This window comes from Rhodobacter sp. P2_H5, from assembly GCF_056403335.1.
In genome coordinates this window covers 188406-203728 of record NZ_JBFUFS010000006.1, presented here as the reverse complement: position 1 = coordinate 203728, position 15323 = coordinate 188406, and the positions used below count along the sequence as shown (strand labels likewise).

Below are 15323 nucleotides of genomic sequence, written 5' to 3'. Positions count from 1 at the left end.
TCAGACCCTCCGCCCCAACACGGCCAATCCGGCGTCAAGATCGAGGGCGGTTGCGACATTGTTCATGTTGAGGCCCAGCAGCACCATGGACAGCGCCACTTCCGGCTGCACCCCCACGATCACCGTTCTGGCTCCGCGCAACTGGATCGAGGAGGCGATGTCCGACAGGATCCTGGTGCCGAAACTGTCCAGAACATCCAGCGCACTCACGTCGATGATCACGCCCGTCGCATTTCTTGCGATCACTTCCCCCAGCAAGCGGCGCTGAAGGTCCAGAAGGTCGCTATCGCTCAAGGCATCCTGGATGGATGCGATCAGCACATTGCCTTGTCTCAGGATAGGGACCCGTATTGCCATATTCTACCGCTCCAACATCGCTTCTGCTTCGAGGATGCCGTTTTCCAGATTGCCGGCCGTGTGCAGATCGGCTTTGCCGACCCCGAGTTTGACCAGCGACAACGCCACTTCGGACGAGACCCCGGTCAGCACGGACTTGGCCCCCATCAGACGTGCCGCCTGCATCGCCTGGATCAGATGATTGGCGACTGCGCTGTCGATGTCGGCAACCCCGGTAATGTCGAGCACCACCGCACCGGCCTGATAGTGGCGGATCCCCTCCAGAAGGGCGACTGTCAGGTTGCGCGCCCGCACCGCATCCAGCGCACCGACGACGGGAATCAGGATCAGCCCGGTCTTCAGCTTCAGCACCGGGGTGGGCAGTTCGCTCATCTCGCGCTGCTGTTGTTCGATCGTATGTTCGCGCGCCTCGACATAGGTCTCCAGCGCCAGCGACATGTCGAAATGGGCGATTTTCTGCAGCGAGAGGTAGAGTTTGAAGGCCGTATCCGGGTCATCCGCCATCTTTTCGCGGATCAGATGGCCCAGCCGGCTGAGGTAATAGGCGTAAGAGCCGATGTAGAGGGTCGGCGTGATGCCCGCCGCCTCATGAATGCGGCCGATACGGCGCCTTTCGTTGATATAGCCCTCATCAAGCTTGGCCGCGATCAGTTCGGTGAAATACCGTTTCTGGCCGGCTTTGACCCGGGCAATCTGCGCCCCGGAGGAGAACTGCTGCGCCGCGCTTTCGAAGCGCAGGATGTGGTCGTAGAAGGTTTCGATGATCTCATCCGCGACCTGGCCACTGATCGGGCCAAGCAGGGCTGCCTGTTCCCGATCGACAGGTTGCAGATCAAACCACGCAAGCGAATCTTCTAAGCCGGGGCTTTCGCTTGCCTGGTTCGCAAAGGAGCGAGAGAGGATTTCGTTCATGATATGGCCTGAATGTTGTTCGCTGGTTCGGTTCCTTCCTCAGGATTAGGGATTCAAGTTTAACGGGTGATTACCAAGGCCAAGGAATATGACGCGACCGGGCCGAAATCCGACATCGCCTTGCGGCGCAAAAGAAAAAGCGGCGCCGGGATCCCCGGCACCGCTTGTTTCAGATCATCATCGCAGAGGCTTGCGCCCCAGGCGTCAGCCTTTCACGCGGGCATTGCGCGTCGCGATCAGCTTCAGCCGCAGCGCGTTGAGGCGGATGAAACCCTCGGCGTCCTTTTGGTCGTAGGCGCCGGCATCCTCTTCAAACGTCACATGTTTTTCAGAGTAAAGCGTCTGATCGGACCAGCGCGCCACAGTCCGCGCCGAGCCCTTGTAGAGCTTGACCCGCACGGTGCCCGAAACATGTTCCTGGCTCTTGTCGATCAGCGCCTGCAGCATCTCGCGCTCGGGCGAGAACCAGAAGCCGTTGTAGATCAGCTCGGCATAGCGCGGCATGATCGAATCTTTCAGATGGCCCGCGCCGGAATCGAGGGTGATCTGTTCGATGCCGCGGTGCGCCTCCAGGAGGATGGTGCCGCCGGGGGTTTCGTAGATGCCGCGCGACTTCATGCCGACGAAGCGGTTTTCGACCAGATCCAGCCGGCCCACGCCATGCTTGCCGCCGATCTCGTTCAGCTTGGTCAGGATCGTGGCGGGCGACATCGCCTCGCCATTGATGGCAACCGCGTCGCCCTTCTCGAAGGTGATCTCGACCATTTCGGCCTGATCGGGGGCGGCTTCCGGGCTGACGGTGCGCTGATAGACAAACTCGGGCGCTTCTTCGGCCGGGTTTTCCAGAACCTTGCCCTCGGAGGAGGTGTGCAACAGGTTGGCATCGACCGAGAAGGGTGCCTCGCCGCGCTTGTCCTTGGCGATCGGAATCTGGTTTTTCTCGGCGAATTCCAACAGCTTGGTCCGCGAGGTCAGATCCCAGAGCCGCCAGGGCGCGATGACCTTGATCGCCGGGTCCAGCGCGGCAGCGGAGAGCTCGAACCGAACCTGATCGTTGCCCTTGCCGGTCGCGCCATGCGAGACGGCATCGGCCCCGGTCTCATGCGCGATCCGCACCAGATGTTGCGAGATCAGCGGCCGGGCGATCGAGGTGCCAAGCAGATAGAGCCCTTCGTAAAGCGCATTGGCGCGGAACATCGGGAAGACGAAATCACGGACAAATTCTTCGCGAACATCGACGATATGGATGTTTTCCGGCGCGATCCCCATCAGGATCGCCTTCTTGCGCGCCGGCTCCAGCTCTTCGCCCTGGCCGAGGTCGGCGGTGAAGGTCACCACTTCGCAGCCATATTCTGTCTGCAGCCATTTGAGGATGATCGAGGTGTCCAGGCCGCCGGAATAGGCAAGGACGACTTTCTTGGGCTTGAAGGCAGGCATAGGGGCGCTCCCGGGTCAAAAACTGACCGGGGTCTAGTCAGTTTTTCGGCCCGGAACAAGAACCATCGACACGGAAAACCTCAAGCCGCAAAGGCTTGGGCGGCCCCGGCCTCGAAAGCGGCGCGACAAGCGGCATAGGCGGCGCGCACGGCGGCAAGATCAACCGCCAGATCCCCCGCGCCGGCCCGTCGTTCGCCGTCCTGACAGAGGCCGGAAAGGTTGGCAAAGCCAAGGTTCAGCGCCGCCCCTTTCAGAAAATGCAGATCGGCGGCCAGCGCCTTGGCCCCATTGGCGGGCGACAGCCGGGCAATCGCCTCGTCCGCCTCTTCCAGAAACAGGCAGACCACTTCGTCAAAATCCTCCGCCCCGATTTCAGCGCGCAGTTCGCGTACCCTGTCCCAGTCGATCATGCAGGCATCCCCGTGGTTCCCTGCCCGCAGCTTGGCGCGGCAAGCTTAACAAGTGGTAATCCGCGCAACCTTAGAAATGAGAATTTTAGGCTTCATCCTCTCTTAAAGCCTGTGGGGCAAACCGGGGGAACGGGCAAAGTCCGGTTTCCCATGAGCAGCCGCAGTTGGCGCAGCCCCAAGGTAACGATGTCACGACCCATGATGATTCCGCGCGACGCCTTGCCCACGCCCGCCCCTTTTGGCCGGGTGCGCGTGCTTGTGGTCGACGACAGCGCGGCCCAGCGCCGGATCCTGTCGGTGCAGCTGAAACGCTGGGGCTACGAGGTGACCGAGGCGCCCACGGGCGACGCCGCACTGGACCTGTGCCGCGCCCGGACCTTCGACATCATCCTGTCGGATTGGGTGATGCCCGGCATGACCGGGCTGGAGCTGTGCCAGGCCTTCCGCGCCCTGCCGCGCGAGGGGTATGGCTATTTCATCCTGCTCACCTCGAAATCCGAAAAGTCCGAAATCGCCAACGGGCTGGAAAACGGCGCCGACGATTTTCTGACCAAACCGGTGAATTCCGACGAACTCCGCGCCCGTCTGCGCGCGGGGGAACGCATCGTCTCGATGCAGCAGGAGCTGGTCGAAAAGAACCGGCTGGTCGGCAGCACGCTGGATCAGCTGCAAAAGCTGTACGATTCTCTGGACCGCGACCTGATCGAGGCGAAAAAGCTGCAACAGTCGCTGATCCGCGACCGGCAGCGCGATTTCGGCGAGGGCATGGCCTATCTGATGCTGAAACCCTCGGGCCATGTCGGCGGCGATCTGGTGGGCTCCTTCGTCATCGACGAAAGGCGGATTGCGATCTATTCGGTCGATGTCTCGGGGCATGGCGTGGCCTCGGCCATGATGACGGCGCGGCTTGCGGGGCTGTTGTCGGGCGGCTCGCCCGACCAGAACATCGCGCTTTGCATCAATGCCGAAGGCGCCCGCGACGCCTATCCGCCGGAAGAGGTGGCCTTCCGCCTGAACCGCATGATGATCGAGGATGTGCAGGTCGAACAGTATTTCACCCTCGCCTATGCCGAGATCGACCTGCACAGCGGGGCGGTCCGGCTGGTGCAGGCCGGCCATCCGCATCCGATCGTCCTGCGGCGCGAGGGGGTGGAGACGCTGGGCGACGGCGGCCTGCCGATCGGCCTTATTCCGGGGGCGACCTACCAGGCCTTCTCGACCCGGCTTCTGCCCGGCGACCGGCTGTTTCTGGTGTCTGACGGGGTGACCGAATGCCCCGATATCACCGGCCATGAACTGGGGAGCGAGGGGCTGGAGGTCTTGCTCCAAAGCTCGGCCCACATGAACAGCGCCAACCTGCTGGAGGCGCTGATTTGGGATCTGTCGGTCTATGCCGGCGGGCGCGACTTTCCCGATGATGTCTCGGGGATCCTGTTTGACTATTCCGGCCCGGTTTAAAGCCGCAAGGCCTGCGCCAGCATCGCCCGGTCACCCACATTGTCCAGAAGATCCAGCGCCGCCCCGGCATCGGCCCAGATGGCGCTGTGGCCCGGCTCGCTCGGCGGGCCGATCCGCAAGGTGGGGCGCGCCACATAGATCGCGCAGACCTTCTCGGCCCACATGTCGTAATCCGGCATGAAGGTGAAACGCCGGTAGGTGCCAAGCCAGCGCGGGCTGTCGATGTGCCAGCCGGTCTCCTCGAAAACCTCGCGGTGCAGGGCGGCAATCGGCGCCTCGCCCTTGTCGATTCCGCCACCGGGCAACTGGTATTCCGGCAGGGGCGCCTCTTGAAAGGTCAGCAAAACCTCGCGCCCGCGCAACAGCACGGCATAGATTCCGGGCCGCCGCGTGTAGCGTTGACCCGCTTTTACCGCCTCGCCATGACGTCTGATCATCTCTTGCCCCTTGGTGGCCCGGTTGCTCTGCCTATATAGGCGCGGTATGCCAAGCATGGCACCTTAAGGAAACCCCCCAAGGAACCCGCAATGTCCTCCGGAAACCAGATCACCTGGGACGATACCGTCCTGCCCTTTCAGCTGGATACCAGCGACATCCGTGGCCGCGTGGTCCGTCTGGATGGCGCGCTGGACCGTGTGCTGCAACAACACAAATACCCGGCCCAGATCGAAGCCCTGGTGGCCGAGGCCGCCCTTCTGACCGCGCTGATCGGCCAGTCGATCAAACTGCGCTGGAAACTGTCGCTGCAGATTCGCGGCAAGGGCCCGGCCCGGCTGATCGCGACCGATTATTACGGCCCGACCGATGATGGCCAACCGGCCCGGATCCGCGCCTATGCAAGCTACGATGCCGAACGGCTTGACCCGCTCGCCACGCCCTTCAGCCAGATCGGCGAGGGCTATTTCGCCGTCATGCTGGATCAGGGCGAGGGGATGACCCCCTATCAGGGCTTCACCCCCATCGCCGGCAATTCGCTGTCCGACTGCGCCGAGACCTATTTCGCGCAGTCCGAACAGCTGCCGACCCGGTTTTCGTTGACCTTCGGCAAAAGCCAGATGCCAGGCCATCCCTCGCATTGGCGCGGCGGCGGGGTGATGCTGCAGCACATGCCGCAGGTTGGCGGCTCGGTGGCGGAGGGTGTCGCGGCCGAGGGTGGCTCGGGCGAAGGCGGGTTGCTCACACATACCGACATCCTCGCCGGCGAACCGGCCGAGAACTGGAACCGCGTCAACGTGCTTCTGGACACGGTCGAAGAGATGGAGCTGATCGGCCCGACCGTGGCGCCGACCGATCTTCTGGTCCGCCTGTTCCACGAAGAACAGCCGCGCGTCTTCGATGCGACCTCGGTGCATTTCGGCTGCTCCTGCTCGGGCGACAAGGTGCGTCAGACCATGTCGATCTATTCGAAGAAAGACATCGCCCATATGACCACCGCCGAAGGCATCGTGACCGCCGATTGCCAGTTCTGCGGCGCGCATTACGAGTTTGACCCCAAAACCCTGGGGTTCGATGCGGAAAAGGCGCCTGACAATGCCGAATGAAGTGGCTCGCCTGACCGCCGCTCTGGCTCGGTCGGGCGGCGCTTCGTCGGATTTCGACCTTAACCCCGAACTGGCCCCGGCGGAGCGCACCCTGCGCCCCGCCGCCGTGCTGGTGGGCATCATCGCGGGTCGGGCCGGGGCCGAGGTCATCCTGACCAAGCGCGCCTCGCATCTGAAACACCACCCCGGCCAGATCGCCTTTCCCGGCGGCAAGACCGAAGACAGCGACAGCGGCCCCGAAGCCACCGCCCTGCGCGAGGCCGAGGAAGAGATCGGCCTGCTGCCCGCCCTCGTCCGTCCGATCGGTCGCCTGCCCGGGCACGAGACGGTGACCGGGTTTCAGATGACGCCCATTCTTGCCGAAGTGGCCAATTTTTCACCGTGCCGCGACCCGAGTGAGGTGGAAGAGGTCTTTACCGTGCCTTTGGCGCATCTTCTCGACCCGGGCCGCTACAGTGTGGAACGACGGCAGTGGCGCGGGCAATGGCGGTCCTATTACGCTGTGCCCTGGGGGCCCTACTACATCTGGGGCGCCACGGCCCGCATTCTGCGCGGCCTTGCGGAAAGGGCCGGCGGGTGAGGATTGGGGGGGCTTGGCTGAAGCAGCACGGCACGCAAGCGCTGTGTGCGGCCGTGGGTCTGGCGGGGCACCGGATCCTGTTCGTCGGCGGCTGCGTGCGCAACGCGCTGTTGCGCGAGCCGGTGCACGATCTGGACCTTGCCACCGATGCCACGCCGCAAACCGTCACTGACATTGCCCAAACCGCCGGGTTCAAGGTCGTCCCCACCGGCATCGACCACGGCACCGTCACCGTGATCGCCAATGGCGTGGTTCACGAGATCACCACCTTCCGCCGCGATGTCCAAACCCACGGCCGCCGCGCCACCGTGGCCTTTTCGACCGACCTCACCGAGGATGCCGCCCGCCGCGACTTCACCATGAACGCGCTTTATGCCGAACCCTCGGGCGAGGTGGTCGACCCGCTCGGCGGGTTGCCCGACCTGATCGCGCGCCGCGTCCGCTTTGTCGGCGAGCCCGAACAGCGCATCCGCGAGGATTACCTGCGCATCCTGCGATTCTTCCGCTTTCACGCCGTCTATGGCGACCCGGCGCTGGGAATCGACGCCGAGGGCCTTGCCGCCTGCGCCGCCTTGGTCGACGGGATCGCGGGCCTCAGCCGCGAACGCGTCGGCGCCGAAATGCGCAAGCTTCTGGCCGCGCGCGACCCCGCACCCGCCCTGGCCAGCATGGCCAGCACCGGGGTTCTGGCCCAGGTCCTGCCCGGCGCCGACCCCCGACCCATTGCCCCGCTCATCCATCTGGAGGACGGCATCGCGCCGCGCTGGCAACGCCGGCTTGCCGTGCTCGGCGGTGCCGAGATGGGCGAGCATCTGCGGCTTTCACGGCAGGAACAGGCCGAAATCGGCAGGATCAGAGACGAAATCGGCACCACGCTCAGCCCCGCCGGTCTGGGCTGGAAACTCGGGGAGACGCCGGGCGGCGATGTCCTTCTGGCCCGCGCCGCGGTGCTGGAAACGCCGCTGCCCGCGGGGTGGCAGACCGAACTGCACCGCGGCACCGAGGCGCATTTCCCGATCACCGCCGCCGACCTGATGCCCGACCTGCGCGGCGCAGCCCTTGGTACACGGCTGAAAGAGCTGGAGGCCCTCTGGCTCGCCAGTGACCTCACCCTCAGCCGTGAGGCGCTGCTTTCTGCGCCTTCGGGTTTCCCTTCGGCCTGAAAGGGCCTATATGCCTTTGGCAATCCAAAGGTTCGTCATGTTTCGTTTTTTCGAGGGTCTCATTGACCCTTACGCCCCCTATTCGCAAACCGATACTCCGCCCCGCAGGCTTTGGCCGTTTCTCGCGGACTACATTCGGCCGTTCCGCAAGGTCTTTGTGGCGACCGGGATCTTGTCGATGCTCAACGCCGGGGCCGAGGTCGGGATGATCTGGTATCTCGGCCGCATGGTGGACCTGCTGTCGCAGGGCACCCCGGCCGAGGTCTGGGCCGCGCATGGCACCGAGGTCATGCTGGTTGCTGCCGCGATCCTTTTGCTGCGGCCCCTGATCAGCGGTACCAATGTCGCCCTGCTGCACAACACGATCCTGACCAATTTCGGCACCATGATGCGGTGGCGCGCCCATGCCCATGTGCTGCGCCAGCCGGTCGGCTGGTTTGAAAGCGATTTCGCCGGGCGGATCGCCAACCGGATCATGCAGGCGCCTCCCGCCGCGGGCGAGGCGGTGTTTCAGGTCTTCGACGCCGTGGCCTTCGCCTCCACCACGCTGATCGGCGCGGCGTTGATGCTGGCCAATTCCGATGCCCGGCTGCTGATCCCCTTGATCCTGTGGTTCCTCGGCTATGTCGGCCTGATGCGCTGGACGATCCGCCGCGCCGGCCCAGCCTCTGCCGCAGCCTCCGAGGCGCGTTCCGCCGTCACCGGGCGCGTGGTCGACAGCTATACCAACATCCATTCGGTCAAGCTTTTCGCCCATGACGCGCGCGAGCTTGACTATGCCAAGGAGTCCATCGAAGCCTCGCGCACCGCCTATCAAAAGGAAATGCGCATCGTCACGGCGATGGACATCATGCTGACCGTGATCAACGGGCTGATGATCCTCGGCGTCTCGGGCTGGGCGCTTTACCTGTGGTATCATGAGCTTGCCTCGATCGGCATCGTGGCGGGGGCGGTGGCGCTGGTCTTGCGGCTTAACAGCATGACCTTCTGGATCATGTGGGCGACGACCAGCCTGGTGCAGAACCTCGGCACCCTGATGGAGGGGATGCAGACCATCACCCAGCCGATCGAACTGGTCGACGACAAGGGGGCCAAGCCGCTGGCCTTCCGCGAGGGCCTGATCGAGATGCAAGGCGTCAGCCACCACTACGGGCGCGGCTCGGGCGGTTTGCGTGACCTGAACCTGACCATCCGCCCGGGCGAGCGGATCGGCCTGATCGGACGCTCCGGTGCCGGCAAGACCACGCTCGTCAAGCTGATCCTGCGGTTTTACGATGCCGAGACGGGCCGCATCCTGATCGACGGTCAGGACATCGCCCATGTCACGCAAGACAGCCTGCGCGCGCAAATCGGCATGGTTCAGCAGGATTCGAGCCTGATGCACCGTTCCGTCCGCGAGAATATCCTCTACGCCCGCCCCGATGCCGGCGACGCCGCAATGATCGCCGCCGCCAAACGGGCCGAGGCGCATGACTTCATCCTGACCCTGGAGGACCCGCAGGGCCGCCGCGGCTATGACGCCCATGTCGGCGAACGCGGCGTCAAGCTTTCGGGCGGGCAAAGGCAGCGGGTGGCCCTTGCCCGGGTGATCCTGAAGGACGCGCCGATCCTGATTCTGGATGAGGCGACCTCGGCCCTGGACAGCGAGGCCGAGGCCGCCATTCAAAAGGCCTTGTTCGGCGTGATGGAGGGCAAGACAGTGATTGCCATTGCCCACCGCCTGTCGACTATTGCCGCCATGGACCGGATCGTCGTTCTGGATGCCGGTCAGATCGCGGAGGAAGGCAGCCATGCCGAGCTTCTGGCCAGGAACGGGCTTTACGCCCAGTTCTGGGCCCGGCAGTCCGGCGGCTTCCTGCGCGACGACATAGAGGAGCCTGCACCATGATCCTTGGCCCGAAAATCGCGCCCTTCCGGCCGACCGACATCCCGCCGCCCGCAAAGCCGGTGAAATTCTTCCGCTGGGCGCTGACAGGCGCCTGGGCTGGCGTGCTTTGGGCCACCTTCTGGTCCGCCGCCGCAGGCTCGCTTGAAGCGGTCTCGGCCACGATCCTCGGCCGGGTGATCGACGCGGCCAATTCCGCCACGCCCTCGGAGGTTTTTGCCACCCACTGGCCGCTGTTCCTGGGCTTCGTGGTCTTCTACCTCGTGGCCCGGCCCCTGGTTTTCGGCATCAACACCTCGGCCCTGTCGCTGACCATCGAACCCAACCTCTTCCCGCTGATCCTCTCGCGTCTGCACCGCTGGACTTTGGGCCATTCGGTGACGTTTTTCGACAATGACTTCGCCGGCCGCATCGCGCAAAAGCAGATGCAGACGGCGCGGGCGGCGACGGATGTCGTCTCGGGCACCGTCGAAACCGTGGCCTTCGCGCTGGCCTCGGTCGTGGGGTCGGTCGCGCTGATGGTGGCGATCAACGGCTCTGTGTCCTTGCTGCTGGTCGGCTGGGTCGTGGCTTACGTCTTCTTCATCCGCTACTTCCTGCGCCGGGTGCGCGGAGCATCGGCGCAGCGCGCCTCGGCGCGGGCCAATGTCACCGGGCAGATCGTCGACACCGTCACCAACATGAAGACGGTCAAGCTTTTCGCCCATACCGAACATGAGGACCGCGTGGCGCTGGAGGCGATGGGCGCCTTCCGCGATTCGGCGATGGCTTACGGGCTGATCTCCTCCTGGTTTCGCTTCACGCTGATGGCCCTTGCCGGGGTTTTGCCGGTGCTGATGGTGATCGGCACCGTCTGGCTGTGGAGCCGGGGCGGCGCCACCGCCGGCGATATCGCCGCCGCAGGTGCGGTCAGCTTCCGGCTGGCGCAGATGACGGGCTGGGTCTCCTTCAGCCTGATGTCGATCTTCGGCAATCTGGGCGAGGTCGAGGACGGCTTGCGCACCCTGACCCCGCCCTATTCCCTGACCGATGCCGCCAATGCCACCGAAATGCCCCGCGTCTCGGGAAGGATCGAGATGGACCACGTCTCCTTCGCCTATGGCCGCCGGAAGGGCGGCTTGCAGGAGGTGTCATTGACCGTGCTGCCGGGCCAGAAAATCGGCATCGTCGGCGCCTCTGGCGCGGGGAAATCGACGCTGGTCGCCCTGCTGTTGCGGCTCTATGACACCGAAAGCGGCAAGATCCTGATCGACGGCATCGACATCCGCACCGTCACGCAGGAAAGCCTGCGCCGGCAGATCGGCATGGTCACGCAGGAAACCGCGATGTTCAACCGCTCGGCGCGCGAGAACATCCTTTACGGTCGCCCCGACGCCACCGAAGAGGAAATGTACGCCGCCGCCCGCGCCGCCGAGGCGCATGATTTCATCCTCAACCTGCGCGACCATCAGGGCCGCAAGGGCTATGACGCCTTCCTCGGCGAACGCGGCGTGAAGCTTTCCGGCGGCCAGCGCCAGCGCATCGCCCTGGCCCGCGCCTTCCTGAAGGATGCCCCGATTCTGGTGCTGGACGAGGCGACCTCGGCCCTCGATTCGGAAGTTGAAGCCTCGGTTCAGGGCGCCCTGACCCGGGTGATGGAGGGCAAGACCGTGCTCGCCATCGCGCACCGGCTGTCCACCATCGCCGAAATGGACCGGATTATCGTGCTGGATGAGGGGCGGATCGTCGAAGACGGCTCTCATGCCGAGCTTTTGGCCTCGGGGGGGCTTTACGCGCGCTACTGGAACCGTCAAAGCGGCGGCTTCATCGGCGTAGACGAAAAGGAAGCGGCAGAGTGACTTTCACCATAGCGCGGCTCGGCCATCTGGGTGACGGGATCATTCAGGGGCCCGACGGGGCGATCTTCGCGCCGCAGACCCTGCCCGGCGAAGCGGTCGAAGGCACGGTCAAGGGCGACCAGCTGACCGATATCCGCATCGTCACCCCCTCGGCCTTCCGGGTCAAGGCGCCCTGCGTCCACGCCCGCACCTGTGGCGGCTGCATGATGCAGCACGCCGCCAATGGTTTCGTGGCCGACTGGAAGACCGCCATCGTGCGCGGCGCCTTGGCAGCCCAGGGGCTGGAGGCGGACCTCAGGCCCATCATCACCTCTCCCCCCCGCTCGCGCCGCCGCGCCACTTTGGCAGCCCGCCGCACCAAGGGCGGGGTCCTGATGGGCTTTCACGCCCGCGCCTCGGAGGTGCTGGTGCCGGTGCCCAATTGCCAGCTCCTGCACCCCGACCTGATGGCCGCCTTCCCCGCGCTGGAAGAGATCGTCAAGCTTGGCGGCTCGCGCACAACGGAACTTGATCTGGCCGTCACCCGCACCTCCTCCGGCCCCGATGTCGCCGTCTCCGGCGGCAAACCGGCTGACGCCGCCCTGCAACTGGAACTCGCCCGCCTGACCGAGGCGCATGGCCTCTCGCGCCTGACCTGGAACGGCGAGATCGTGGCGTTGCGCGCCCAGCCGATGATCCGCCTTGGCCGCGCCAACGTGCCCCTGCCCTTCGGCGCCTTCCTGCAAGCCACCGCCGAGGGCGAGGCCGCCCTGCTCGCCGCGGTCATCGAATCGGTGGGGTCTGCCAAGCGGATCACCGACCTTTTCTCCGGCATCGGCACCTTCTCCCTGCCGCTCGCCGAAAAGGCCGAGGTCCACGCGGTCGAGACCGACGCCAAGATGCTCGCCGCGCTCGACAAGGGCTTCCGGATGGGCGAGGGGCTGAAGCGCGTGACGCACGAGGTCCGCGACCTCTTCCGCCGCCCGCTGGAACCCGACGAGTTCAAATATGTCGAAGCCGTGGTGATTGACCCGCCCCGCGCCGGAGCCGAGGCGCAGAGCCACACGCTCGCCCGCTCGAAAGTGCCGATGATCGCTGCGGTCTCCTGCAACCCGGCAACTTTCGCGCGCGATGCGAAAATCCTCATCGCGGGCGGCTACCGCCTGAATTGGGTGCAGGTCGTCGACCAATTCCGCTGGTCGCCCCATGTCGAGCTTGCGGCACAGTTCACGCTTTAGTGACGGGCCAGTTCGGTCTGGCCAGAACCGCCATCTTGCGCTAAAGCCGGGAAAAATACCTGAGGCAGGCACAGATGACAGCATTCTTCCGGGCGGTCTTGATGACCCTTGTTTTGTTTGGGCTGGTGGCCTGCTCCCACTCGAAGTTCCAGACCTATCGCGGCCCGACCGTCACCCTGATCGAGGTGCACAAAGCCGACCGCAAGATGTACCTGATGCACGACACCAAGCTCTTGAAGACCTACAACATCCAGCTGGGCGGCATCCCGGTGGGCCCCAAGCAGTTTGAAGGTGACCGCAAGACGCCCGAGGGCGCCTACTACATCACGCACCGCAACCCGAAGTCGACCTATCACCTGTCCTTGGGCATCTCCTATCCCAACGACTCGGACCGCGCCTATGCCAAGTCGATGAACAAGGAACCGGGCGGCGACATCTTCATCCACGGCCAGCCCGGCTGGACCAAGGCCAAGGGCGACTGGACCGCCGGCTGCATCGCGCTGACCGACAAGCAGATGGAAGAGGTCTATGCGATGGTCAACCCGGGCACCCAGATCAACATCTTCCCGTGACAGGAAAAAGGGGGCCCGAAAGGCCCCCCGCGTCGCGCTGCATGGCGGTCTGCCATCACGCGATGTTCGAACTGCCCATGAGCAGCGTCCACCACAGCTTGCCGCTCGGCTCCTGGAACCAGGAAAAGCCCATTTCGGTGGCTTTCGGGTCCAGAACCAGGCTGCGGGTGTCGGATTGGTTCATCCAGTCCGACAGGGTCACCAGCTCGGTCTCGTAGGTTTCCGAGATCAGCTCGCCCAAGAGCTTGCCGGTATAGCCGACGCGCTGGACCCGCACCAAGGGCGAAGACCCGTCAGAGCCGAAGTGCCAGGGCCGGTTCTGCACCGCCATGTCGCGCGAATGCGCCGCACAGGCGGCGATCAGCGCGGCGTTCAGCGTCAGCTGCGGGGCGCCCTTGCCCTGGCGCAGCGCGTTGACGGCATCCAGCATCCGGTAGGTGATGACCGATTCGTCGCCCGGCTTGATTCGGTACACCTGCGGCAGCGGGCGGCCGTCGGAACCGACCGGCGGGGGCGCGACCTCGCGCGCACAGGCGGCAAGTGCCGCTGCGGCGCCGAGAATAAGGGCAGAACGTCGTTGCATGGCAATACACCTGTATCGGGCCCTGAACGGACCTCTGAGATCATATCCGGCCCTCTTATCGCAACTCGCGCCCAAGAAAAACCCATTGCGTCAACTGGCCGATTGACATGCGTGTGAATTGCGGCTGCCGCGCCGGCGCTGTATGATCCGCCCAATCAAGCAGTAAAAAAGACCGGAGATCAGAGAATGTCTGACGAAAGCAAAGCGAAGTTGGGGCGACGTCTGTTTCTGGGGGCTGCGGCTGCGGGCCTGGGGGCTGCGGCCCTGCCGGCGCGGGCGGACGAATTCGCCAATTCCACCGAATTTGAAACTCCCACGACCGAGGCGACCCCGCGCGCCAATATCTCCAGCTTCCGCACGGTGGATTGGCGCGACCATTTCGCCAATACCAAGAACGGCGCCATCCTGGTCGACATCACCTCGCGCGCCCTGCACTTCTGGTCCGAGGATCAGTCGGTCTACAAGCTTTACCCGACCTCGGTCCCCCTGACCGAAGAGCTGACCAAGCGCGGCAACACCACCGTGATTCAGAAAGTCGTCAACCCGCGCTGGGTCGCCACCAAGGGCGAGCTGGAGCGCAACCCCGACTGGCCGCCCTTCGTCGCTGGCGGTTCGCCGGAAAATCCGCTGGGCGTGCGCGCGCTCTATCTCGGCTGGCCCGCCTACCGGATCCACGGCACCCATGACACCCGCAAGATCGGCCGCCGCTCGTCGAACGGCTGCATCGGGCTTTACAACGAACAGATTCTCGAACTGTTCGACCTGGCCAAGGTCGGGACTCAGGTCCTGCTGGTCTAGGCAGAAATATTCCCCCGAATTGGGAACGCAATAGGCTCGGGCGGCGTTAGAACGCTCGGGCCGCGACTTGGTTTCAATCATAAAAGCGCCGCCCGGTCCAACTTGGCCGGAAGGTGTTGCTTATTTGACGATTCCGCGGCCACCTGCGGCCACGAAGCCATAGAGCCTGTTGCAAAGCGGGTTTTGACCTGCTTTTTACGTCGTTATGAGGAACAGTCTTGGGCGCGCCCGCCACCTCTGCGCATACTAGGCAGGGCGCATTAACTGGAGATAACTATGAAGAAAATCGCACTCGCCGCTGCTCTGTCGCTGGCCGCTTCGTCCGCTTTCGCTGGCGGCGTCGTTGAGCCGACCGTTGTCCAACCGACCGTCGTCGAAAAAACCACCTCGTCCTCGTCGGGCGGTGGCTACCTGATCCCGCTGCTGCTGCTGATCGTTGTGGCTGCTGCTGTCGCCAGCAACTAAGTCCGGTTTTCGGATTTTTGGAAAAGACGGTGGGCTGCCCACCGTCTTTTTCTTTTGCTTTCGGTGGGTAATCTGGCAACAGTTGCGCAAACCCGTTGGCGAGCCGT

Annotated in this window: 16 protein-coding genes; 10 read left to right on the top strand and 6 right to left on the bottom strand. The window is 64.4% G+C overall.

The genetic code is table 11. The annotated features are described in order from the left end of the window. The 4 genes from AC1DVR_RS10565 to AC1DVR_RS10550 all read right to left on the bottom strand — a co-directional run bounded on the left by AC1DVR_RS10565 (position 1) and on the right by AC1DVR_RS10550 (position 3116). Positions 1 to 321, bottom strand: a complete 321-nt coding sequence (locus AC1DVR_RS10565; RefSeq protein WP_478000524.1) for an STAS domain-containing protein — start codon at positions 319 to 321, stop codon at positions 1 to 3. Positions 322 to 360: 39 nt separating this feature from the next. Further along, positions 361 to 1269, bottom strand: coding sequence for a protoglobin domain-containing protein (locus AC1DVR_RS10560; RefSeq protein WP_478000523.1), 909 nt, complete (start codon positions 1267 to 1269; stop codon positions 361 to 363). 204 nt (positions 1270 to 1473) lie between these two features. Next, on the bottom strand, positions 1474 to 2706 hold the full coding sequence (locus AC1DVR_RS10555; protein ID WP_478000522.1) for an argininosuccinate synthase: 1233 nt from the start codon (positions 2704 to 2706) through the stop codon (positions 1474 to 1476). Between the two features lie 80 nt (positions 2707 to 2786). Further along, entirely contained in the window at positions 2787 to 3116 is a 330-nt protein-coding gene (locus AC1DVR_RS10550; RefSeq protein ID WP_478000521.1) for an Hpt domain-containing protein, read from the bottom strand. 198 nt (positions 3117 to 3314) lie between these two features. Between AC1DVR_RS10550 and AC1DVR_RS10545 the strand changes: the two genes are divergently transcribed. Further along, positions 3315 to 4574: a PP2C family protein-serine/threonine phosphatase gene (locus tag AC1DVR_RS10545; RefSeq protein ID WP_478000520.1), complete on the top strand. Its 1260-nt coding sequence runs from the start codon at positions 3315 to 3317 to the stop codon at positions 4572 to 4574. Here AC1DVR_RS10545 and AC1DVR_RS10540 read toward each other — a convergent pair. Beyond that, positions 4571 to 5011 carry an NUDIX domain-containing protein gene (locus AC1DVR_RS10540; protein ID WP_478000519.1) on the bottom strand — a complete coding sequence of 147 codons (441 nt, stop codon included), beginning with the start codon at positions 5009 to 5011 and terminating at the stop codon, positions 4571 to 4573. The two genes, AC1DVR_RS10545 and AC1DVR_RS10540, sit on opposite strands and share 4 nt — an antisense overlap. A gap of 90 nt (positions 5012 to 5101) precedes the next feature. Here AC1DVR_RS10540 and hslO point away from each other — a divergent pair, with 90 nt between their 5' ends. The 7 genes from hslO (at position 5102) to AC1DVR_RS10505 (ending at position 13370) form a co-directional block, all read left to right on the top strand. Then, entirely contained in the window at positions 5102 to 6115 is a 1014-nt protein-coding gene (hslO, locus tag AC1DVR_RS10535) for an Hsp33 family molecular chaperone HslO (protein WP_478000518.1), read from the top strand. After that, entirely contained in the window at positions 6105 to 6695 is a 591-nt protein-coding gene (locus AC1DVR_RS10530) for a CoA pyrophosphatase (RefSeq protein ID WP_478000517.1), read from the top strand. The genes hslO and AC1DVR_RS10530 overlap by 11 nt, the downstream gene beginning before the upstream one ends. Then, on the top strand, positions 6692 to 7858 hold the full coding sequence (locus AC1DVR_RS10525) for a CCA tRNA nucleotidyltransferase (protein ID WP_478000516.1): 1167 nt from the start codon (positions 6692 to 6694) through the stop codon (positions 7856 to 7858). The genes AC1DVR_RS10530 and AC1DVR_RS10525 overlap by 4 nt, the downstream gene beginning before the upstream one ends. A 37-nt stretch (positions 7859 to 7895) precedes the next feature. Then, on the top strand, positions 7896 to 9746 hold the full coding sequence (locus AC1DVR_RS10520) for an ABC transporter ATP-binding protein (RefSeq protein ID WP_478000515.1): 1851 nt from the start codon (positions 7896 to 7898) through the stop codon (positions 9744 to 9746). Continuing rightward, positions 9743 to 11581, top strand: a complete 1839-nt coding sequence (locus AC1DVR_RS10515; protein WP_478000514.1) for an ABC transporter ATP-binding protein — start codon at positions 9743 to 9745, stop codon at positions 11579 to 11581. The genes AC1DVR_RS10520 and AC1DVR_RS10515 overlap by 4 nt, the downstream gene beginning before the upstream one ends. Then, positions 11578 to 12798 (top strand): class I SAM-dependent RNA methyltransferase, encoded by a 1221-nt coding sequence (locus AC1DVR_RS10510; RefSeq protein WP_478000513.1) that lies wholly within the window; start codon positions 11578 to 11580, stop codon positions 12796 to 12798. Before AC1DVR_RS10515 ends, AC1DVR_RS10510 begins: the two co-directional genes overlap by 4 nt. A gap of 101 nt (positions 12799 to 12899) precedes the next feature. Further along, on the top strand, positions 12900 to 13370 hold the full coding sequence (locus AC1DVR_RS10505; RefSeq protein WP_478000512.1) for a L,D-transpeptidase family protein: 471 nt from the start codon (positions 12900 to 12902) through the stop codon (positions 13368 to 13370). Between the two features lie 55 nt (positions 13371 to 13425). On the opposite strand, the gene dalA is transcribed toward AC1DVR_RS10505, so the two are convergent. After that, positions 13426 to 13953 carry a divisome-associated lipoprotein DalA gene (gene dalA / locus AC1DVR_RS10500; protein WP_478000511.1) on the bottom strand — a complete coding sequence of 176 codons (528 nt, stop codon included), beginning with the start codon at positions 13951 to 13953 and terminating at the stop codon, positions 13426 to 13428. 186 nt (positions 13954 to 14139) lie between these two features. On the opposite strand from dalA, the gene AC1DVR_RS10495 reads away from it, so the two are divergent. Together AC1DVR_RS10495 and AC1DVR_RS10490 are read left to right on the top strand one after the other, a co-directional pair. Beyond that, entirely contained in the window at positions 14140 to 14751 is a 612-nt protein-coding gene (locus AC1DVR_RS10495) for a L,D-transpeptidase (protein ID WP_478000510.1), read from the top strand. Positions 14752 to 15027: 276 nt separating this feature from the next. After that, a complete protein-coding gene (locus tag AC1DVR_RS10490) occupies positions 15028 to 15216 on the top strand; it encodes a hypothetical protein (RefSeq protein ID WP_478000509.1) in 189 nt (62 codons plus the stop codon). Positions 15217 to 15323 lie beyond the last annotated feature (107 nt).